Annotated in this window: 12 protein-coding genes; 5 read left to right on the top strand and 7 right to left on the bottom strand. The window is 62.6% G+C overall.

Annotated features, from left to right (window positions below; translation table 11 throughout):
- Positions 1–35: 35 nt before the first annotated feature.
- From leuA to dapB, 4 genes are all read right to left on the bottom strand, one after another.
- Complete coding sequence (gene leuA, locus ACB033_RS04225) at positions 36–1,694, bottom strand: 2-isopropylmalate synthase (protein ID WP_371140356.1); 1,659 nt, start codon at positions 1,692–1,694, stop codon at positions 36–38.
- A gap of 481 nt (positions 1,695–2,175) precedes the next feature.
- Positions 2,176–5,412 (bottom strand): carbamoyl-phosphate synthase large subunit, encoded by a 3,237-nt coding sequence (gene carB, locus ACB033_RS04230; protein WP_139726034.1) that lies wholly within the window; start codon positions 5,410–5,412, stop codon positions 2,176–2,178.
- 16 nt (positions 5,413–5,428) lie between these two features.
- A complete protein-coding gene (gene carA, locus ACB033_RS04235; protein ID WP_117403064.1) occupies positions 5,429–6,565 on the bottom strand; it encodes a glutamine-hydrolyzing carbamoyl-phosphate synthase small subunit in 1,137 nt (378 codons plus the stop codon).
- Between the two features lie 687 nt (positions 6,566–7,252).
- A complete protein-coding gene (dapB, locus tag ACB033_RS04240; protein ID WP_019840272.1) occupies positions 7,253–8,065 on the bottom strand; it encodes a 4-hydroxy-tetrahydrodipicolinate reductase in 813 nt (270 codons plus the stop codon).
- Between the two features lie 310 nt (positions 8,066–8,375).
- On the opposite strand from dapB, the gene ACB033_RS04245 reads away from it, so the two are divergent.
- The 4 genes from ACB033_RS04245 to serA all read left to right on the top strand — a co-directional run bounded on the left by ACB033_RS04245 (position 8,376) and on the right by serA (position 12,748).
- Entirely contained in the window at positions 8,376–9,710 is a 1,335-nt protein-coding gene (locus ACB033_RS04245) for a Na+/H+ antiporter NhaC family protein (RefSeq protein WP_005302609.1), read from the top strand.
- 128 nt (positions 9,711–9,838) lie between these two features.
- Entirely contained in the window at positions 9,839–10,438 is a 600-nt protein-coding gene (locus ACB033_RS04250; RefSeq protein ID WP_005302612.1) for a 5-formyltetrahydrofolate cyclo-ligase, read from the top strand.
- 185 nt (positions 10,439–10,623) lie between these two features.
- The gene (rpiA, locus tag ACB033_RS04255; protein WP_010633545.1) at positions 10,624–11,277 is read left to right on the top strand and encodes a ribose-5-phosphate isomerase RpiA; all 654 of its coding nucleotides are present in this window, start codon (positions 10,624–10,626) and stop codon (positions 11,275–11,277) included.
- Between the two features lie 238 nt (positions 11,278–11,515).
- Positions 11,516–12,748 (top strand): phosphoglycerate dehydrogenase, encoded by a 1,233-nt coding sequence (gene serA, locus ACB033_RS04260; RefSeq protein ID WP_005302616.1) that lies wholly within the window; start codon positions 11,516–11,518, stop codon positions 12,746–12,748.
- A 207-nt stretch (positions 12,749–12,955) separates the two neighbouring features.
- On the opposite strand, the gene ACB033_RS04265 is transcribed toward serA, so the two are convergent.
- A complete protein-coding gene (locus tag ACB033_RS04265) occupies positions 12,956–13,336 on the bottom strand; it encodes a diacylglycerol kinase (protein WP_010633544.1) in 381 nt (126 codons plus the stop codon).
- Positions 13,337–13,491: 155 nt separating this feature from the next.
- Here ACB033_RS04265 and ACB033_RS04270 point away from each other — a divergent pair, with 155 nt between their 5' ends.
- On the top strand, positions 13,492–14,553 hold the full coding sequence (locus ACB033_RS04270; protein WP_005302620.1) for a 3-deoxy-7-phosphoheptulonate synthase: 1,062 nt from the start codon (positions 13,492–13,494) through the stop codon (positions 14,551–14,553).
- Between the two features lie 79 nt (positions 14,554–14,632).
- Here the strand turns inward: ACB033_RS04270 and ACB033_RS04275 are convergent, their stop codons facing one another.
- Positions 14,633–15,418, bottom strand: a complete 786-nt coding sequence (locus ACB033_RS04275) for an ATP-binding cassette domain-containing protein (RefSeq protein WP_162519939.1) — start codon at positions 15,416–15,418, stop codon at positions 14,633–14,635.
- Positions 15,405–16,412 carry a vitamin B12 ABC transporter permease BtuC gene (btuC, locus tag ACB033_RS04280; protein WP_042052043.1) on the bottom strand — a complete coding sequence of 336 codons (1,008 nt, stop codon included), beginning with the start codon at positions 16,410–16,412 and terminating at the stop codon, positions 15,405–15,407. The genes ACB033_RS04275 and btuC overlap by 14 nt, the downstream gene beginning before the upstream one ends.
- Positions 16,413–16,478 lie beyond the last annotated feature (66 nt).

The following is a 16,478-nucleotide window of genomic DNA, read 5'->3' on the forward strand; positions in this document are numbered from 1 at the left end:
CGGTGGCGCTGCTATCGGGACAAAGGTGAGCAGGATCAGGCGCTCTGGCGCAGCGCCTCTATCTGGGCGGCGCCATTGATCACCGCCTGCAGGGAGGCGCTGACCACATCGCGGCCGATGGCCACCCCGCAGGTGCGGGTCCCGTCGACGCTCAGCAGCACGTAGGCAGCGGCGCGGGACTCGGTACCGGCGGTGAGGGCATGTTCCGAGTAATCCAGCACGTCGATATGCATCCCGGTCTGGCGCTGCCAGCCGTTGACCAGGGCCGTGATGGCCCCCTCCCCTTCACCACTGAGCTGCAGCGAGCCGGTCGGGGTCTGCAGCTCCAGGCGCAGGCTCTCCTGGCTGTCGCGACCAAGCTGGAAGCGACCGATGCGATAGCCGTGGGCAGGCTCGAGATAGTGGCGCTCGAACAGGGTGCGGATCTGCTCCGGGCTGATTTCGCTGCTGCTGGCTTCGGCCTCGGCCTGGACCCGGCGGCTGAAGTCAATTTGCAGCCAGCGCGGCAACTGCAGGCCAAGGTCGCGCTCCAGCAGATAGGTGACGCCCCCCTTGCCGGACTGGCTGTTGATGCGGATCACCGCCTCGTAACTGCGACCGAGATCGGCAGGATCGATGGGCAGGTAAGCCACGTCCCAGTAGTGATCCGGTTTTTCTGCCGCGAGAGACTTGCGGATGGCATCCTGATGGCTGCCGGAAAACGCGGTGTAGACCAGCTCGCCGGCATAGGGATGGCGCGGGTGCAGGGCAATCTGGGTACAGGCCCCCACGGTGGCGACGATGGCATCCATGTCGGAAAGGTTGAGTTCGGGATCGATCCCCTGGCTGTAGAGGTTCATGGCCATGGTGACGATGTCCATGTTGCCGGTACGTTCACCGTTGCCGAGCAGGGTGCCCTCGATGCGATCCGCCCCCGCCAGCACCGCCAGCTCGGCGGCGGCCACCCCGCAACCCCGATCGTTGTGGGTGTGGATGGAGATGCTCACCTCGGGCCGCGCCTTCAAATTGCAGCAGAACCACTCCACCTGATCCGCAAAAACGTTGGGGGTGCTCACCTCCACGGTGGCGGGCAGGTTCAGGATCATGGGGCGGGCTGCGCTGCGCCACTCATCGATGACGGCGTCACACACCTCGACGGCAAACTCCACCTCGGTGCTGCTGAAACTCTCCGGCGAGTACTGAAAGCTCCACTCGGTGCCCGGATTGCGGGCCGCATACTCCCGCACCCAGCGCGCCCCCTGCACGGCGATAGCCTTGACCCCGTCGCGACCTGTGTTGAACACATAGTTGCGCTGGGTCGGGTTGACCGAGTTGTAGACATGAACGATGGCCCGCTTCGCCCCCTTGAGGGCCTCGAAGGTGCGGGCGATGAGATCTTCGCGCGCCTGCACCAGCACCTGGATGGTGACGTCGTCCGGAATCAGGGTGCGGTCGATAAGTTCGCGTACGAAGTCGAAATCGGGCTGAGAAGCCGCCGGGAAGCCCACCTCGATATGCTTGAAGCCGATGTGCACCATCAGCGCCCACATCTGCAGCTTCTGGGCCACCGTCATGGGCTCGACCAGCGCCTGGTTGCCGTCGCGCAGATCCACGGCGCACCAGAGCGGCGCCCGCTCCAGCACCCGGTTGGGCCACTGGCGATCCGCCAGATTGATGACGGGGGCACGGCGGTATTTGCGATGATCGAAGCTCATATTCTGATTCCCTTGGCTGATAGACGAACGGCTGACTGGCGGCTGACAGAGGGACGAAGAGAGGGAAGCGGGGCGGCGCGGTAACGCCGGCCCTGACGAGTCGCGAGGCGGTAACCCCACGCCCGGTATCCTGTGGCCCTTCCCGGTAAGAAGGGCCGGCCGCACAACCCGATAAGGCTGCGGGCCCGATCTGTTCGCCCCTGCATCGGCAGGCGCAGACGATCTGATCCGTTGACTCCTGTGACGAGAACCCAGTATAGAGAGGCAACGCGGGCGAGAGATTGCAAAGAACGCTGTCAAATACATCTATTGCACAATCATTGTGATGTTTTATCTGATTATTGAGTGACTATCTCCCTCAGGTTCCCTGACCAGGCATTTTCCCCTCTGTCCCGCAGCCTTCGGCCAATAAAAAACCCCGCCATCGCTGGCGGGGTTTTATCGGGTCACGAAGGAGGCGTCCCTCCTTCATCACGCGCTCTTAGTGGCTCTTCAGCTGGCTCTCGACCTTCTGGTGCAACTCCTGCACCGAGCTCACGTTGGCGGTAGCATCGACTGTGATGGCCATGCAGGTGGCGAACGCCGCGTGCAGCGTGGTGGTGTAAGCCACCTTGTGCTGCAGGGCGCCACGGCGCAGCTGCTTGGAGTCCTCGATGGCGCGGCGGCCCTCGGCGGTGTTCACGATGTAGGTGTACTCGCCATTCTTGATGCGATCCAGAATGTGCGGACGGCCCTCGTGTACCTTGTTGACCAGGCGCGGGTTGATACTCGCCTCACCCAGGGTCACCGCAGTGCCGTGAGTAGCGTCGAGGTCATAGCCCAGCTCCAGCAGCTTGGCGGCCAGGTTCACCACCCGCTCCTTGTCGCCGTGGCGCACGGAGAGCAGGGCGCGACCTTCGCGCGGCACCTGGTGACCGGCGCCCAGCTGCGCCTTGGCATAGGCCTCGGCAAAGCTGCTGCCCACCCCCATCACTTCACCGGTAGAGCGCATCTCCGGGCCCAGCAGCGGGTCGACACCCGGGAACTTGGCGAACGGCAGCACGACCTCTTTCACCGAGTAGTAGGGCGGGATGATCTCGCTGGTGAAGCCCTGTTCTTGCAGCGATTGACCGGCCATCACACGGGCGGCGATCTTGGCCAGCGGCGCACCGGTGGCCTTGGAGACGAACGGTACGGTACGGGCGGCACGGGGGTTCACCTCGATGAGGTAGATCTCGTTGTCTTTGACCGCGAACTGTACGTTCATCAGGCCCACTACGCCAAGCTCCAGCGCCAGTTTGCGCACCTGCTCGCGCATCTCGTCCTGAATGGCCTTGGACAAGGTGTAGGGCGGCAGGGAGCAGGCGGAGTCACCGGAGTGGATACCGGCCTGTTCGATGTGCTCCATGATGCCGCCGATGACCACATCCACGCCGTCGCAGATGGCGTCCACGTCCACCTCGGTGGCGTCGTCCAGGAAGCGGTCCAGCAGCACAGGCGACTCGTTGGAGACGCTCACTGCCTCGGCGAAGTAGCGGCGCAGATCCTGTTCGTCATAGACGATCTCCATGGCGCGGCCACCCAGCACGTAGGAGGGACGAACCACCAGCGGGTAGGTGATGCGCTCTGCCAGCAGAACGGCCTGCTCCAGAGCGGTGACGGTGCCGTTCTCCGGCTGCTTGAGGCCGAGGCGCTCGACGGCGGACTGGAAGCGCTCGCGGTCTTCGGCGCGGTCAATGGCATCGGGGCTGGTACCGATGACCGGCACGCCGTTCGCTTCCAGGGCGCGAGCCAGTTTGAGCGGAGTCTGGCCGCCGTACTGGACGATGACGCCCTTGGGCTGCTCGACCCGCACGATTTCCAGCACGTCTTCCAGGGTCACCGGCTCGAAGTAGAGGCGGTCGGAGGTGTCGTAGTCGGTGGAGACGGTTTCCGGGTTGCAGTTGACCATGATGGTCTCGTAACCGTCTTCGCGCAGGGCCAGCGCCGCGTGCACGCAGCAGTAGTCAAACTCGATGCCCTGACCAATACGGTTCGGGCCGCCACCGATGACCATGATCTTGTCGCGGTTGGTGGGGTTGGCCTCGCACTCTTCGTCATAGCTGGAGTACATGTAGGCGGTGTTGGTGGCGAACTCGGCGGCGCAGGTATCGACCCGCTTGTAGACCGGGAAGATGTTGTGGCGGGCGCGCAATTTACGCACTTCACCTTCGGCCACGCCGAGGATCTTGGCAAGACGGGCATCGGCGAAGCCCTTGCGCTTGAGGCTGCGCAGGAAGTCGGCATCAAGGCCAGCCATGCCGCGCTCTTTCACCTGCTCTTCGAGTTTCACCAGCTCTTCAATCTGCACCAAGAACCAGGGGTCAATCTTGGTCAGGCGGAATACGCCGTCCATGGAGAGACCGGCGCGGAAGGCGTCGGCGATGTAGAAGATACGGTCGCTACCGGCATCCTGCAGCTCGTGGCGGATGCGGGTCAGGGCGTCAGGGGCATTGAGATCCAGCATGGGGTCGAAGCCGGTCTTGCCGGTCTCGAGGCCACGCAGGGCCTTGTGCAGGGACTCCTGGAAGTTGCGGCCGATGGCCATCACTTCACCGACGGACTTCATCTGGGTAGTCAGACGGTCGTTGGCGCCGGCGAACTTCTCGAAGTTGAAGCGCGGCACCTTGGTGACCACGTAGTCAATGGCCGGCTCAAAGGAGGCCGGAGTGCGACCGCCGGTGATATCGTTCATCAGCTCGTCCAGGGTGTAACCGATGGCGAGCTTGGCGGCGATCTTGGCGATGGGGAAGCCGGTCGCCTTGGAGGCGAGCGCGGAGGAGCGGGAGACCCGCGGGTTCATCTCAATGATGACCATGCGGCCATCTTTGGGGTTGATGCCGAACTGGACGTTGGAGCCGCCGGTCTCGACGCCGATCTCGCGCAGCACCGCCATGGAGGCGTTGCGCATGATCTGGTACTCCTTGTCGGTCAGCGTCTGGGCTGGCGCGACCGTGATGGAGTCACCGGTGTGGATGCCCATGGGGTCGAAGTTCTCGATAGCGCAGACGATGATGCAGTTGTCGTTGCGATCCCGCACTACTTCCATCTCGTACTCTTTCCAGCCGATCAGCGACTCGTCGATGAGCAGCTCTTTGGTCGGCGACAGATCCAGACCGCGCTCGCAGATCTCGACGAACTCTTCGGTGTTGTAGGCGATGCCGCCACCGGAGCCACCCATGGTGAAGGAGGGGCGGATGATGCAGGGGAAGCCCACTTCGGCCTGCACTTTCCAGGCTTCTTCCATGTTGTGGGCGATACCGGCCCGCGGGCACTCCAGGCCGATGCTGCGCATCGCCTTGTCAAAGCGGGAGCGGTCTTCGGCCTTGTCGATGGCGTCGGCGGTGGCACCGATCATCTCGACGCCGAATTCGGCCAGCACGCCGTGCTTCTCCAGATCCAGCGCACAGTTCAGTGCGGTCTGGCCGCCCATGGTGGGCAGGATGGCGTCCGGGCGCTCTTTCTTGATGATCTCGCGCACCACTTCCCAGGTGATGGGCTCGATGTAGGTGGCGTCGGCCATCTCCGGGTCGGTCATGATGGTGGCCGGGTTGGAGTTCACCAGGATGACGCGGTAGCCCTCCTCGCGCAGGGCCTTGCACGCCTGGGCGCCGGAGTAGTCGAATTCGCAGGCCTGGCCGATGACGATGGGGCCGGCGCCGAGGATCAGGATGCTCTGAAGGTCGTTACGTTTTGGCATGGCTCTCTTTATCCTCTTAGGCGCGATACTGCTTAATCAATTCAATAAAGTGGTCGAACAGACCGGCACAGTCGTGCGGGCCCGGGCTCGCTTCGGGGTGCCCCTGGAAGCTGAAGGCCGGACGGTCGGTGCGATGGATGCCCTGCAGGGACCCATCGAACAGGGAGACGTGGGTGGCGCGCAGGCACTCCGGCAAGCTGTTCTCGTCCACCGCGAAGCCGTGGTTCTGGGCGGTGATCATCACTGTGTTGTCGTCCAGGCTCTTCACTGGGTGGTTGGCACCGTGGTGGCCGAACTTCATCTTGACGGTCTTGGCACCGGAGGCGAGACCCAGCAGCTGGTGACCCAAGCAGATGCCAAACACCGGGGTGGTGGTATCAAGGAAGGTCTTGATGGCCTCGATGGCGTAGTCGCACGGCTCGGGGTCACCTGGGCCGTTGGAGAGGAAGATGCCATCCGGGTTCAGCGCCAGTACCTCGGCAGCCGGGGTCTTGGCCGGCACCACGGTCAGGCGGCAGCCGCGGTCCACCAGCATGCGCAGGATGTTGCGCTTGACGCCAAAATCGTAGGCCACCACGTGGTATTTGAGCTGGTCGGCATCCGGGGTGACGTGCCCCTTGCCAAGCTGCCAGCTGCCTTCGGTCCAGTTGTACGCCTCGCCAACCGTGACCTCTTTGGCCAGGTCCATCCCCTTCAGACCGGGGAAGGCGCGCGCCTGTTCGAGGGCATAGGCTTCATCAACCTGTTTCCCGGCCAGAATGCAGCCGGCCTGGGCGCCTTTCTCGCGCAGGATGCGGGTCAGTTTGCGGGTGTCGATGTCGGCGATGCCAACGATGTTGTGGGACTTGAGATAATCGGAGAGGGATTGCTGATTGCGGAAATTGGAGGCAAGTATCGGAAGGTCCCGGATGATCAATCCCTGAGCGTGGATTTGACTGGACTCTTCATCTTCGCTGTTGGTGCCGGTGTTGCCTATATGGGGGTAAGTGAGGGTGACTATCTGACGGGAATAAGAGGGATCGGTGAGGATTTCCTGATAGCCCGTCATCGACGTATTGAAAACCACTTCACCAACGGAACATCCCTCGGCGCCTATCGACACGCCTTTGAACACAGTTCCATCTTCCAGCACTAGCAATGCAGTGTGATTCAAGACAACCTCCAGTTATTTAGCTTTAAATTCAGCAATTTACCTGGGTGTTGCGGGCTCGGTTCCGGCCTTGGACAGGACTCGAACCCGGCAGATTTCTGGCAAATTGGGCGCATTCTACTTAAAAACGATCGCATTTCAACGTCTTTTCTCATTCGAAATGCATCTAAATTCAATAAAAAAGCAACATTACCCATTATCTATGCACTTCATTGCTTTGCAACCCCCTCCCTGAAAAGAAAAGGCAAAAGTTGCTACCAATCCAGACCAAGAGACCATCATTGATACAAAAACCAATTTTAAATCCTTAAAAAACAATGCAATTAAGTTTCATATAAAAAATCTCAACGCCTGCAATCAGCTTTTTTATGGAGGATGAGTGGCCTTGAAAAATGGAAAACGTTTTTCTGCGTTTGAATTTTTAGTCTGTTTTGATGGATGTAAAAAAATGCCCTGGCAGGGGCTATTGAGGCCCATTTTCGTTACCAGCCGATGACATTCATGCAATGCAGGATCCGGTAAAACAGCAGAGAGGGGCGATTTATCTCGTTTCGTGCAAAAATCACCGTGTAAGCGGTATTTATACAAAATCACCAATAAAAAACCCCGCATGAGCGGGGTTTTGAGCAGACGACGGGCCGGGCAGCCCCTTCGTGCACACCACGGGTGCCGTGATGTCAGTGGATGTGGTTACTTGAGGCCGAGCACGTCCTGCATGTCATAGAGGCCGGCGCCCTGCCCCTTGAGCCACTTGCCGGCGCGCACCGCACCGTTGGCGAAGGTGAGACGACTGGAGGCCTTGTGGCTGATCTCCACCCGCTCGCCGATGTCGGCAAACATGACGGTGTGCTCCCCCACCAGATCGCCGGCGCGAATGGTGGCAAAGCCGATGGTGTTGCGATCCCGCTCGCCGGTGATCCCCTCGCGGCCGTAGACGGCGCACTCTTTCAAGTCACGTCCAAGCGTCTTGGCCACCACCTCGCCCATGGAGAGGGCGGTGCCGGACGGTGCATCCACCTTGTGTCTGTGGTGCCCCTCGATGATCTCGATGTCGGTGTAATCCCCCATCACCCTGGCGGCCTGCTCCAGCAGCTTGAACACCAGGTTGACGCCCACCGAGTAGTTGGAGGCGAAGACGATGCCGATCTCGCCGGCGGCGGCCTGGAGCGCTGCCTTGCCCGCATCGTCAAAACCGGTGGTGCCGATCACCATCTGCTTTTGGTGGGCCCGGGCGAAAGCCAGGTTGGCTAGGGTCACCTCGGGGCGGGTGAAGTCGATGATGAGATCAAACTCGTCCCGTACCTTGTCCAGGCTGTCGCTGATGATGACACCGAGCCGCCCCAGCCCGTTGAGTTCGCCGGCATCCAGCCCGATCACGGCGGAGCCCGGTCGCTCCAGCGCCGCCCCGACCACCACGCCCTCGGCATGGCTGATCGCCTCCAGCAGCACCTTGCCCATACGACCATTACAGCCCATCACGGCCACACGGATCGGATTGTCCATCTCCACCCTCTCATCTCTATTAAGGAAAGAGACCGTTTTACCAGCCTGCGCCCGCTTTGAAAAGCCCGCCGTGGCCGTCGTTGGCCACCCGAAAAATCAACAATATATTTACTTAAATCCGAATATTTCACGGATTTAATCAATTCAACAAAATCACCAGACAAAAAGCAGCATCCATCTGGACGTCTATCTTGACCGGGCGGGCGCGACTCACTACTGTAGGCACCCCATAGCGGCAGGATGCCCGCCACGCTCACCCCACTGCGGGCTGGCTGAGACAGGGAGGTCATGTTCAACCATCGAGGAACACATGATCCAGACTCAACCCAGCGCCAGAGCCCTGCTGCCTCTGCTGGTCTTTCTTGCTCTCTTTATCGGTACCGGCACCTGGCTGACCCTGCAGGGGGTCGAGTTCGCCTTCTATCAGCTGCCCGCCCCCGTCGCCGCCCTCCCCGCCGTCATGCTGGCGCTGGTGCTGGGTAAGGAGGGGTTCAACAAGAACCTCGAGACCTTCTTCAAGGGGGTTGGTGACAGCAACATCATGGCGATGTGCCTCATCTATCTGCTGGCGGGCGCCTTCGCCACCGTGGCCAAGGCCACCGGCGGGGTAGATGCCACGGTCGCACTCGGCCTCTCCCTCATCCCCGGCTGGTTCCTGCTGCCTGGACTGTTCCTCATCTCCGCCTTCATCGCCACCGCCATGGGCACCTCCATGGGGACCATAGGCGCCGTGGCACCGGTGGCGCTGGGTGTGGCCCAGGCCGCCGGCATCGATCCTGTGCTGATGGCGGGCACCATCCTCTCCGGCGCCATGTTTGGCGACAACCTCTCCATCATCTCCGACACCACCATTGCGGCCACCCGCAGCCAGGGCTGCGAGATGAAGGACAAGTTTCGCGAGAACTTCAAGATTGCCGCCCCGGCCGCCATCGGGGTGATCCTGCTCTATCTGACCCTGGGGTCGGTCGGGGATGCCCCCGCCACCGAGGCCCATATCGAGCTGCTCAAGGTGATGCCCTACCTGCTGATCCTGGTGCTGGCCCTCTCTGGCATGAACGTCTTCATGGTGCTGGGGCTCGGCATTGTGGCCGCTGGCGGGGTCGGTCTGCTGGGGGATTACCCCCTCGGCCAGTTCAGCAAGGACATCTATCAGGGCTTCACCGGCATGCAGGAGATCTTCCTGCTCTCCATGCTGATCGGCGGCCTCGGCGCCCTGATGGAACGCCAGGGGGGACTGGCCTGGATCAGCACCCGCATCAGCGCCCTCATCGCCCGCTTCACCCGTCAGCACGACGGCGAGCAGAACGAGAAGGCGGCCGAGCTCGGCATCGCCGGGGTGGTGGGCCTCACCAACCTCTGCACCGCCAACAACACGGTGGCCATTATCGTCGCCAGCAAGGTGGCCAAGGATCTGGCGGATCACCACGGGGTTACCCCGCGCCGCGCCGCCTCCATGCTCGACATCTTCTCCTGCGTGGTGCAGGGGCTGATCCCCTGGGGCGCCCAGGCGCTGCTGCTGGGCTCCATCTTCGCCCTCTCGCCGCTGGCGGTGGTGAGCATGAGCTTCTACCCCATGGCGCTGGCGCTGGCCGCCCTGGTGGCGGTGTTCGTCAAGCACCAGATGCGCAAAGCCGCCCACGCCTGATAGTGCGGTCGCCGGGCCCCACCCGGCGGCCGAGCCGCGCTGTTCAACCCGGCGCGGCCTTGTTAAGGTGATCGCCTGCCAGTGCGATCCACGTATCGCCCCGTCGCCCGTTCATCAGAGGAGCCCCCATGCCGGATACCCAGCCTGAAAGACAATCCCTGCGCCAGCTCATCCGTCAGCGCAGAAAGAGCCTGACCCAGGCCGAGCAGCAGCAGGCGGCCCAGCAGCTGGTTGCCCAGTTCAAGCAGCATCCCGAGATCCTGGCGGCCAAACGTATCGCCCTCTATCTGGCCAACGACGGCGAGCTCAACCCCCTGCCCGCCATCCACTGGCTGTGGGCCCAGCAAAAAGAGGTCTATCTGCCGGTGTTGCACCCCTTCACCCCGGGCCACCTGCTCTTCTTGCGCTACACCGCTACCAGTCCCATGACCCGAAACCGTTACGGCATCGCCGAACCTGAGCTCGACATGCAGCAGGTGGTGCCCCACAGCACCCTCGATCTGATTTGCACACCGCTGGTGGCGTTCGATGCGGCAGGCAACCGGCTCGGCATGGGCGGCGGCTACTATGATCGCACCCTCGCCTGCTGGCACGAGCACAGGCTCGGCCCCAAGCCGCTGGGGATTGCCCACGACTGCCAGCAGGTGGACGCGGTGCCGCAGGAGGAGTGGGACGTGCCGCTGCCCCAGATCATCACCCCCAGCCGCTGCTGGCACTTTCCCGACTGAGGCCGGAAGCGGCCTTGCCGCACTGATCGGCTCTTGCTGACACAGCCATGTGTGCAATGACATGGCGCAATAAACAGGCAAACGATTTACATCTTGCGGGTTTTTGGCCCGGAACGTGAGCTGGGTGGTCGCTCTGGGGTGGCGCCTTGGATATAATGCGGCCGCTTTTTTCCAAAGGATCGATCATGACTCAAGATGAAATGAAGAAGGCGGCCGGTTGGGCTGCGCTCAAGTATGTGGTTCCCGGCACCATCGTCGGGGTAGGCACCGGCTCTACCGTCAACCACTTCATCGATGCACTGGCGACCATGAAGGACGAGATCAAGGGAGCGGTATCCAGCTCCGTGGCCTCCACCGAACGCCTCAAGGGCTTCGGCATCCCTGTGTATGACCTCAACGAGATCGACGCCCTCTCCGTCTACGTGGACGGTGCCGACGAGATCAACGGCACCCGCGACATGATCAAGGGCGGCGGCGCGGCCCTGACCCGCGAGAAGATCGTCGCCGCCGTGGCCGACAAGTTCATCTGCATCATCGACAACACCAAGACGGTCGACGTGCTCGGCACCTTCCCGCTGCCGGTGGAAGTGATCCCCATGGCCCGCGAATACGTGGCCCGCGAGATCAAGAAACTCGGCGGCAACCCGGTCTGGCGTGAAGGGGTGGTCACCGACAACGGCAACCACATCCTGGACGTGAAAGGCATGGCCATCACAGATGCCAAGGGGCTGGAAGTGCAGCTCAACGCCATCGTTGGCACCGTCACCAACGGTCTGTTTGCCCACCGCGGTGCAGACGTGGTGGTGATCGGCACCCCGGACGGCGTGATCATCAGCTGACCTCCGATGGACAGGATCAGGTCACCCATGATCCCTTCGCAATGAAAGACGGCGCCCCATGGCGCCGTTTTTATTTGTTGCTCAATGAGTTGCAAACCCTCGTTTACAACTATCGTTGAAAACTTCAAAGAATTTGACTTTCGTCACAAATATTCCCTCTCCCCAACGTTTTTGCTACTTTACGGTTTTCTTCACACACCATATCTGCACTCACTTTTGCAAACATAGAGGGATCGTCATGACCGCCAAGTTTTCACTGGACAAGGATAAAATCAAGGTGCTGCTGCTGGAGGGGGTTCACCCCAACACGGTGGAAACCTTTCGTGCCGCAGGTTACACCAGTGTGGAGTATCTGAAGACCTCTCTCTCCGAAGAAGAGCTGATCGAGCGTATTCGTGACGTGCATTTCGTGGGACTGCGCTCGCGCACCCAGATCACCGAGAAGGTGCTGGATGCCGCCAACAAGCTGGTGGCCATCGGCTGTTTCTGCATCGGCACCAACCAGGTCTCCCTGGATGCCGCCCACCTGCGTGGCATCCCGGTGTTCAACGCCCCCTTCTCCAACACCCGCTCGGTGGCCGAACTGGTGCTGGGGGAGATCCTGCTGCTGCTGCGCGGCATCCCGGAGAAGAACGCCAAGTGCCATCGCGGTGTGTGGGAAAAGCTGGCCAACCGTTCGGTGGAAGCCCGCGGCAAGAAGCTCGGCATCATCGGCTACGGCCACATCGGCACCCAGCTTGGCATCATCGCCGAGAGCATCGGCATGAAGGTCTACTACTACGATATCGAGAACAAGCTCTCGCTCGGCAACGCCATCCAGGTGCCGAGCATGGTCGAGCTGCTCAACATGTCCGACGTCATCAGCCTGCACGTGCCTGAGACCGCCTCCACCAAGGATCTCATCGGTGCCGAGCAGCTGCGCATGATGAAACCGGGCGCCATCTTCATCAACGCCTCCCGCGGCACAGTGGTGGACATCGACGCCCTGGCTGACGTCATCAAGAGCGGCCACCTCGCCGGCGCCGCCATCGACGTCTTCCCGGTCGAGCCCAAGTCCAACGACGAGGAGTTCCTCACCCCGCTGCGCGGGCTGGACAACGTGATCCTGACCCCGCACATCGGCGGCTCCACCCAGGAGGCCCAGGAGAACATCGGGCTGGAAGTGGCCAACAAGCTGGTCAAATACTCCGACAACGGCTCAACCCTCTCCGCTGTCAACTTCCCGGAAGTCTCCCTGCCGGGTCACAAGGGCTCCAGCCGCCTGCTGCACATTCACCGCAACCAGCCCGGCGTGATGAACCAGATCAACCAGATCTTCGCCGACGAGGGGATCAACATCGCCGGCCAATACCTGCAGACCAGCAGCCACATCGGCTACGTGGTGATCGACGTGGAGACCGAACACAGCGAGAAGGCGCTGGCCAAGCTCAAGGAGATCGGCGGCACCATCCGTGCCCGCATCCTCCACTGATAGACCCGTTTTTCAGAACAGCAAAAAGCCCGTCGCAACGACGGGCTTTTTTATGCTGTGATGCTCAGCGCAGATCCACGTCGTTGCACCTTATCCCCCTCTCCCCTCGCGGGAGCAGGGTTGGGGATGAAGGGGAGATGAAACCGCCCTGATCCAGCCCTCTTGCAAAGAGAGCGGTAAAATACGCGACAGAAAATAAGGCCCGGCTTACCACCAACCCAGCAGGTTGCGGCCCACCAGGGCGCCCCACACCAGGGCGTTGAGGGCCAGTGCGATGAAGACGGCGGCAGAGCCCAGATCCTTGGCGCGACCGGAGAGCTCGTGATGTTCGGAGCCGATGCGATCCACCACCGCCTCGACCGCGGAGTTGAGCACCTCGACGATCACCACCAGCCAGCTGATGCAGATGAGCAGCAGGATCTGATCGAGGGAGTCACCGATCCAGAACGCCAGCGGCATCAGCAGCAGGATCAGCATCAGCTCCTGCCGGAAAGCGGCCTCGTTGATCCAGGCTGACTTGAGCCCCTTCATGCTGTAACCGGTTGCATTGATGATGCGGGTGACCCCGGTTGCCCCTGGCTTTGCCACGCTATCTACCTCATTTGGAATCGTTTTGGGGCTCACATCCTATCAGAGCCCCTCGAGGTTTCCATCAGGGGTTTTTTGCTTTATTTTATCCCTTTGCCTCTTCGGCACTCAGTCATTGCTACTGCCCACGCCACCCATTTCGAGAATCGAGTCGTATGTCCATTCACACCGATGAATTGCGCACCCGTCGCCTGGAGTCCCTGATCACTCCCAGCGAGCTGGCGCACGCCTTCCCGTTAAGCGACACCGTTGCCCAGAATCTGCTGGATGCCCGCCGCGAAGTGGAAGCGATCCTGGCCGGTGAGGATCAGCGCCTGCTGGTCATCGTCGGTCCCTGCTCCATTCACGATCCGGCCGCCGCCCACGAGTATGCCCTGCGCCTCAATGCCCTGCGCCAGCAGTATAAAGAGAGCCTGTGCATCGTGATGCGTACCTATTTCGAGAAGCCGCGCACCATCGTCGGCTGGAAAGGCCTCATCAATGATCCGCGCCTCGATGGCAGCTTCGACGTCAATGAAGGGCTGAAACTGGCCCGCAAGCTGCTGGTGGACATCAACGCCCTCGGCATGCCCACCGCCACCGAGTTTCTCGACATGGTGACCGGCCAGTACATCAGCGACCTCATCACCTGGGGCGCCATCGGCGCGCGCACCACCGAATCCCAGGTGCACCGCGAGATGGCCTCCGCCCTCTCCTGCCCGGTCGGCTTCAAGAACGGCACCGACGGCAACACCCGCATCGCCATCGATGCGGTGCGTGCCGCCCGTCACAGCCACATCTTCTACTCCCCGGACAAGGACGGCAAGATGACCATCTACCGCACCGCCGGCAACCCCTATGGCCACGTGATCCTGCGCGGCGGCCACAGACCCAACTACGATACCGCCAGCATCGATGAAGCGTGCGAAGCGCTGGCCGACGTCGGCCTGCCCGAGCGGCTGGTGGTGGATTTCAGCCACGGCAACAGCATGAAGGATCACCGTCGCCAGCTGCTGGTGGCGCAGGACATCTGCGATCAGCTGCGCCGCGGCCGCACCGGCATCGCCGGTATCATGGCCGAGAGCTTCCTGGTGGAAGGGCGGCAGGATGTGGAGAACGGCTGCGCCGCCACCTTCGGCCAGAGCATCACCGATGCCTGCCTCTCCTGGAGCGACACCGAGACCCTGCTGGCCATGCTGGCCGAGGCCGCCCAGGTGCGCCTGCACAAGCTGGGCTGAACAGCCAATAAGCAAAGGGGCCAGTATGTTCGATACTGGCCCCTTTTTCTTGGGCGGCCGACTAGGCCGCGCCCCGCTCCTACAAACTGGGCATAAACCAGACCCGACCGCCCGCCTCGATACGCTCGGTCTTGATCTGGAATACCTGTGCCAGCAGCGCCTCGTCCACCAGCTCGACGCCCCCCTCCCGTACCACCCGGCCCTGTTGCAGACAGAGCAGGCGATCGGCCCAGTCGATGGCCAGGTTGATGTCGTGAAGGGCGAGCACCACCAGCAGCCCCTGCCCGGCCAGCTGCTTGAGCAGCCGCAGCAGCGCCAGTTGATGGTGCAGATCGAGCCCGGCCAGCGGCTCGTCCAGCAGCAGTATCCGGCCATCCGGGTTGAGGCTCGGCCACACCTGCAGCAGGGTGCGGGCGATCAGCACCCGCTGCTGCTCTCCGCCAGACAGCCGGCTGAAGTCCCGCGCCAGCAAGGCTTCCAGCTCCAGCGCCTGACACAGCGCCTGAATAGCCTCGTTCTGCCTGGCCGCAGGTTGAGCCTCATCGAGCCCCAGGCTCAGCACCTGAAATACCGGGATATGGAACAGCTGGGGCTGGCGCTGAGGCAGCATGGCGCGCCGCTGCGCCAGTTCCGGCCAGCTCAATTCCGCCAGCGACTCGCCGCCGATGCGCACCTCCCCTTGCCCCGACAAGAGGCCGGCCAAGGCGCCGAGCAGGGTCGACTTGCCGCTGCCGTTGGGGCCGAGCAGTGCCACCAGCTGGCCCCCCTGCCAGGCAAGGTCGAGGGGCGCGAGCCGGTTGGCGACGGCGAGGGCGCGGGCAGCCAGCAAGGGAGGCTGGCCCCCGAGGTGATCAGGTGCTGGCATGGGCATCTTGCCTCAACAACAGATAGATGAAGAGCGGGGCACCGACCGAGGCGGTGATGACCCCGATGGGCAGCTCCCCCGCCCGCAGGGCGGAGCGGGCGATGAGATCGGCCGCCAGCAGCAGGGCACCGCCCCCCAGCGCCGAGGCGGGCAGCAGGAAGCGCTGATCGCTGCCGCCACACAGGCGCAGCAGATGGGGCACCACCAATCCGACGAAGCCGATGACGCCGCACAGCGCCACCGCCATCCCGGTGAGCAGGCAGACCGCCAGCACCAGCCGTACCCGCATTTTGTCCACATCGAGCCCCATCAGGCGGGCCTGGGTCTCTCCCAGCAGCAGTTGCTGCAGCGCCTTGCCCTGCCAGCCAAGCCAACCGAGAGCGAGCGGGAACAGCAGCCACCACCAGGCGAATTGCTGGCTGCCATAGGCGAGGCTCCCCATCATCCAGAACATGAATTCACGCAAGGAGCCGTCATCGGCAAAGTACATCAGCCAGGTCATGGCGGCGTTGCTGAGGATGCCGATGGCGACCCCAAACAGCAGCAGCCTGGCATGACCGAGCCGGGCCCGGCGCGCCAGCCGGATAAGCAGCATGGTCACCAGCAGGGCGCCGCCAAAGGCCGCCAGCGACAACCCCCAGCCCGGCAGATAGACGCCGAGGGCCTTGGCCACCGCCATCGCCACCATGGCGGCCAGTCCCGCCCCGCTCGAGACGCCGAGCAGGCCGGGTTCGGCCACCGGGTTGTGCAACATCACCTGCAGCACGGCGCCACCGCAGGCGAGCGCAGCCCCCGCCAGCAGGGCCAGCAGGGCGCGCGGCAGGCGCAGCTCCAGCAGAATGCGCTGCTCGAGCTCCCCCAAGGGGTGCCAGGGCAACAGCAGGAATTCGCCCCAGATCAGGGAGAAGAGAAACAGCGCCAGGGTCAGCAGCAGCAGGCCGAGCAACCAGCGCCGCTGCCAGCGCTGCTGGCGGGCGAGCAAAGAGAGATACACAGAGGCTCCCCGAAGGTGAGAGTGACCCGTGCCCAGGCGGCGTCAGCCACCGGGCACCAGCATGAA

This window comes from Aeromonas sp. S15(2024), from assembly GCF_041402265.1.
Lineage (GTDB): Bacteria > Pseudomonadota > Gammaproteobacteria > Enterobacterales > Aeromonadaceae > Aeromonas > Aeromonas dhakensis.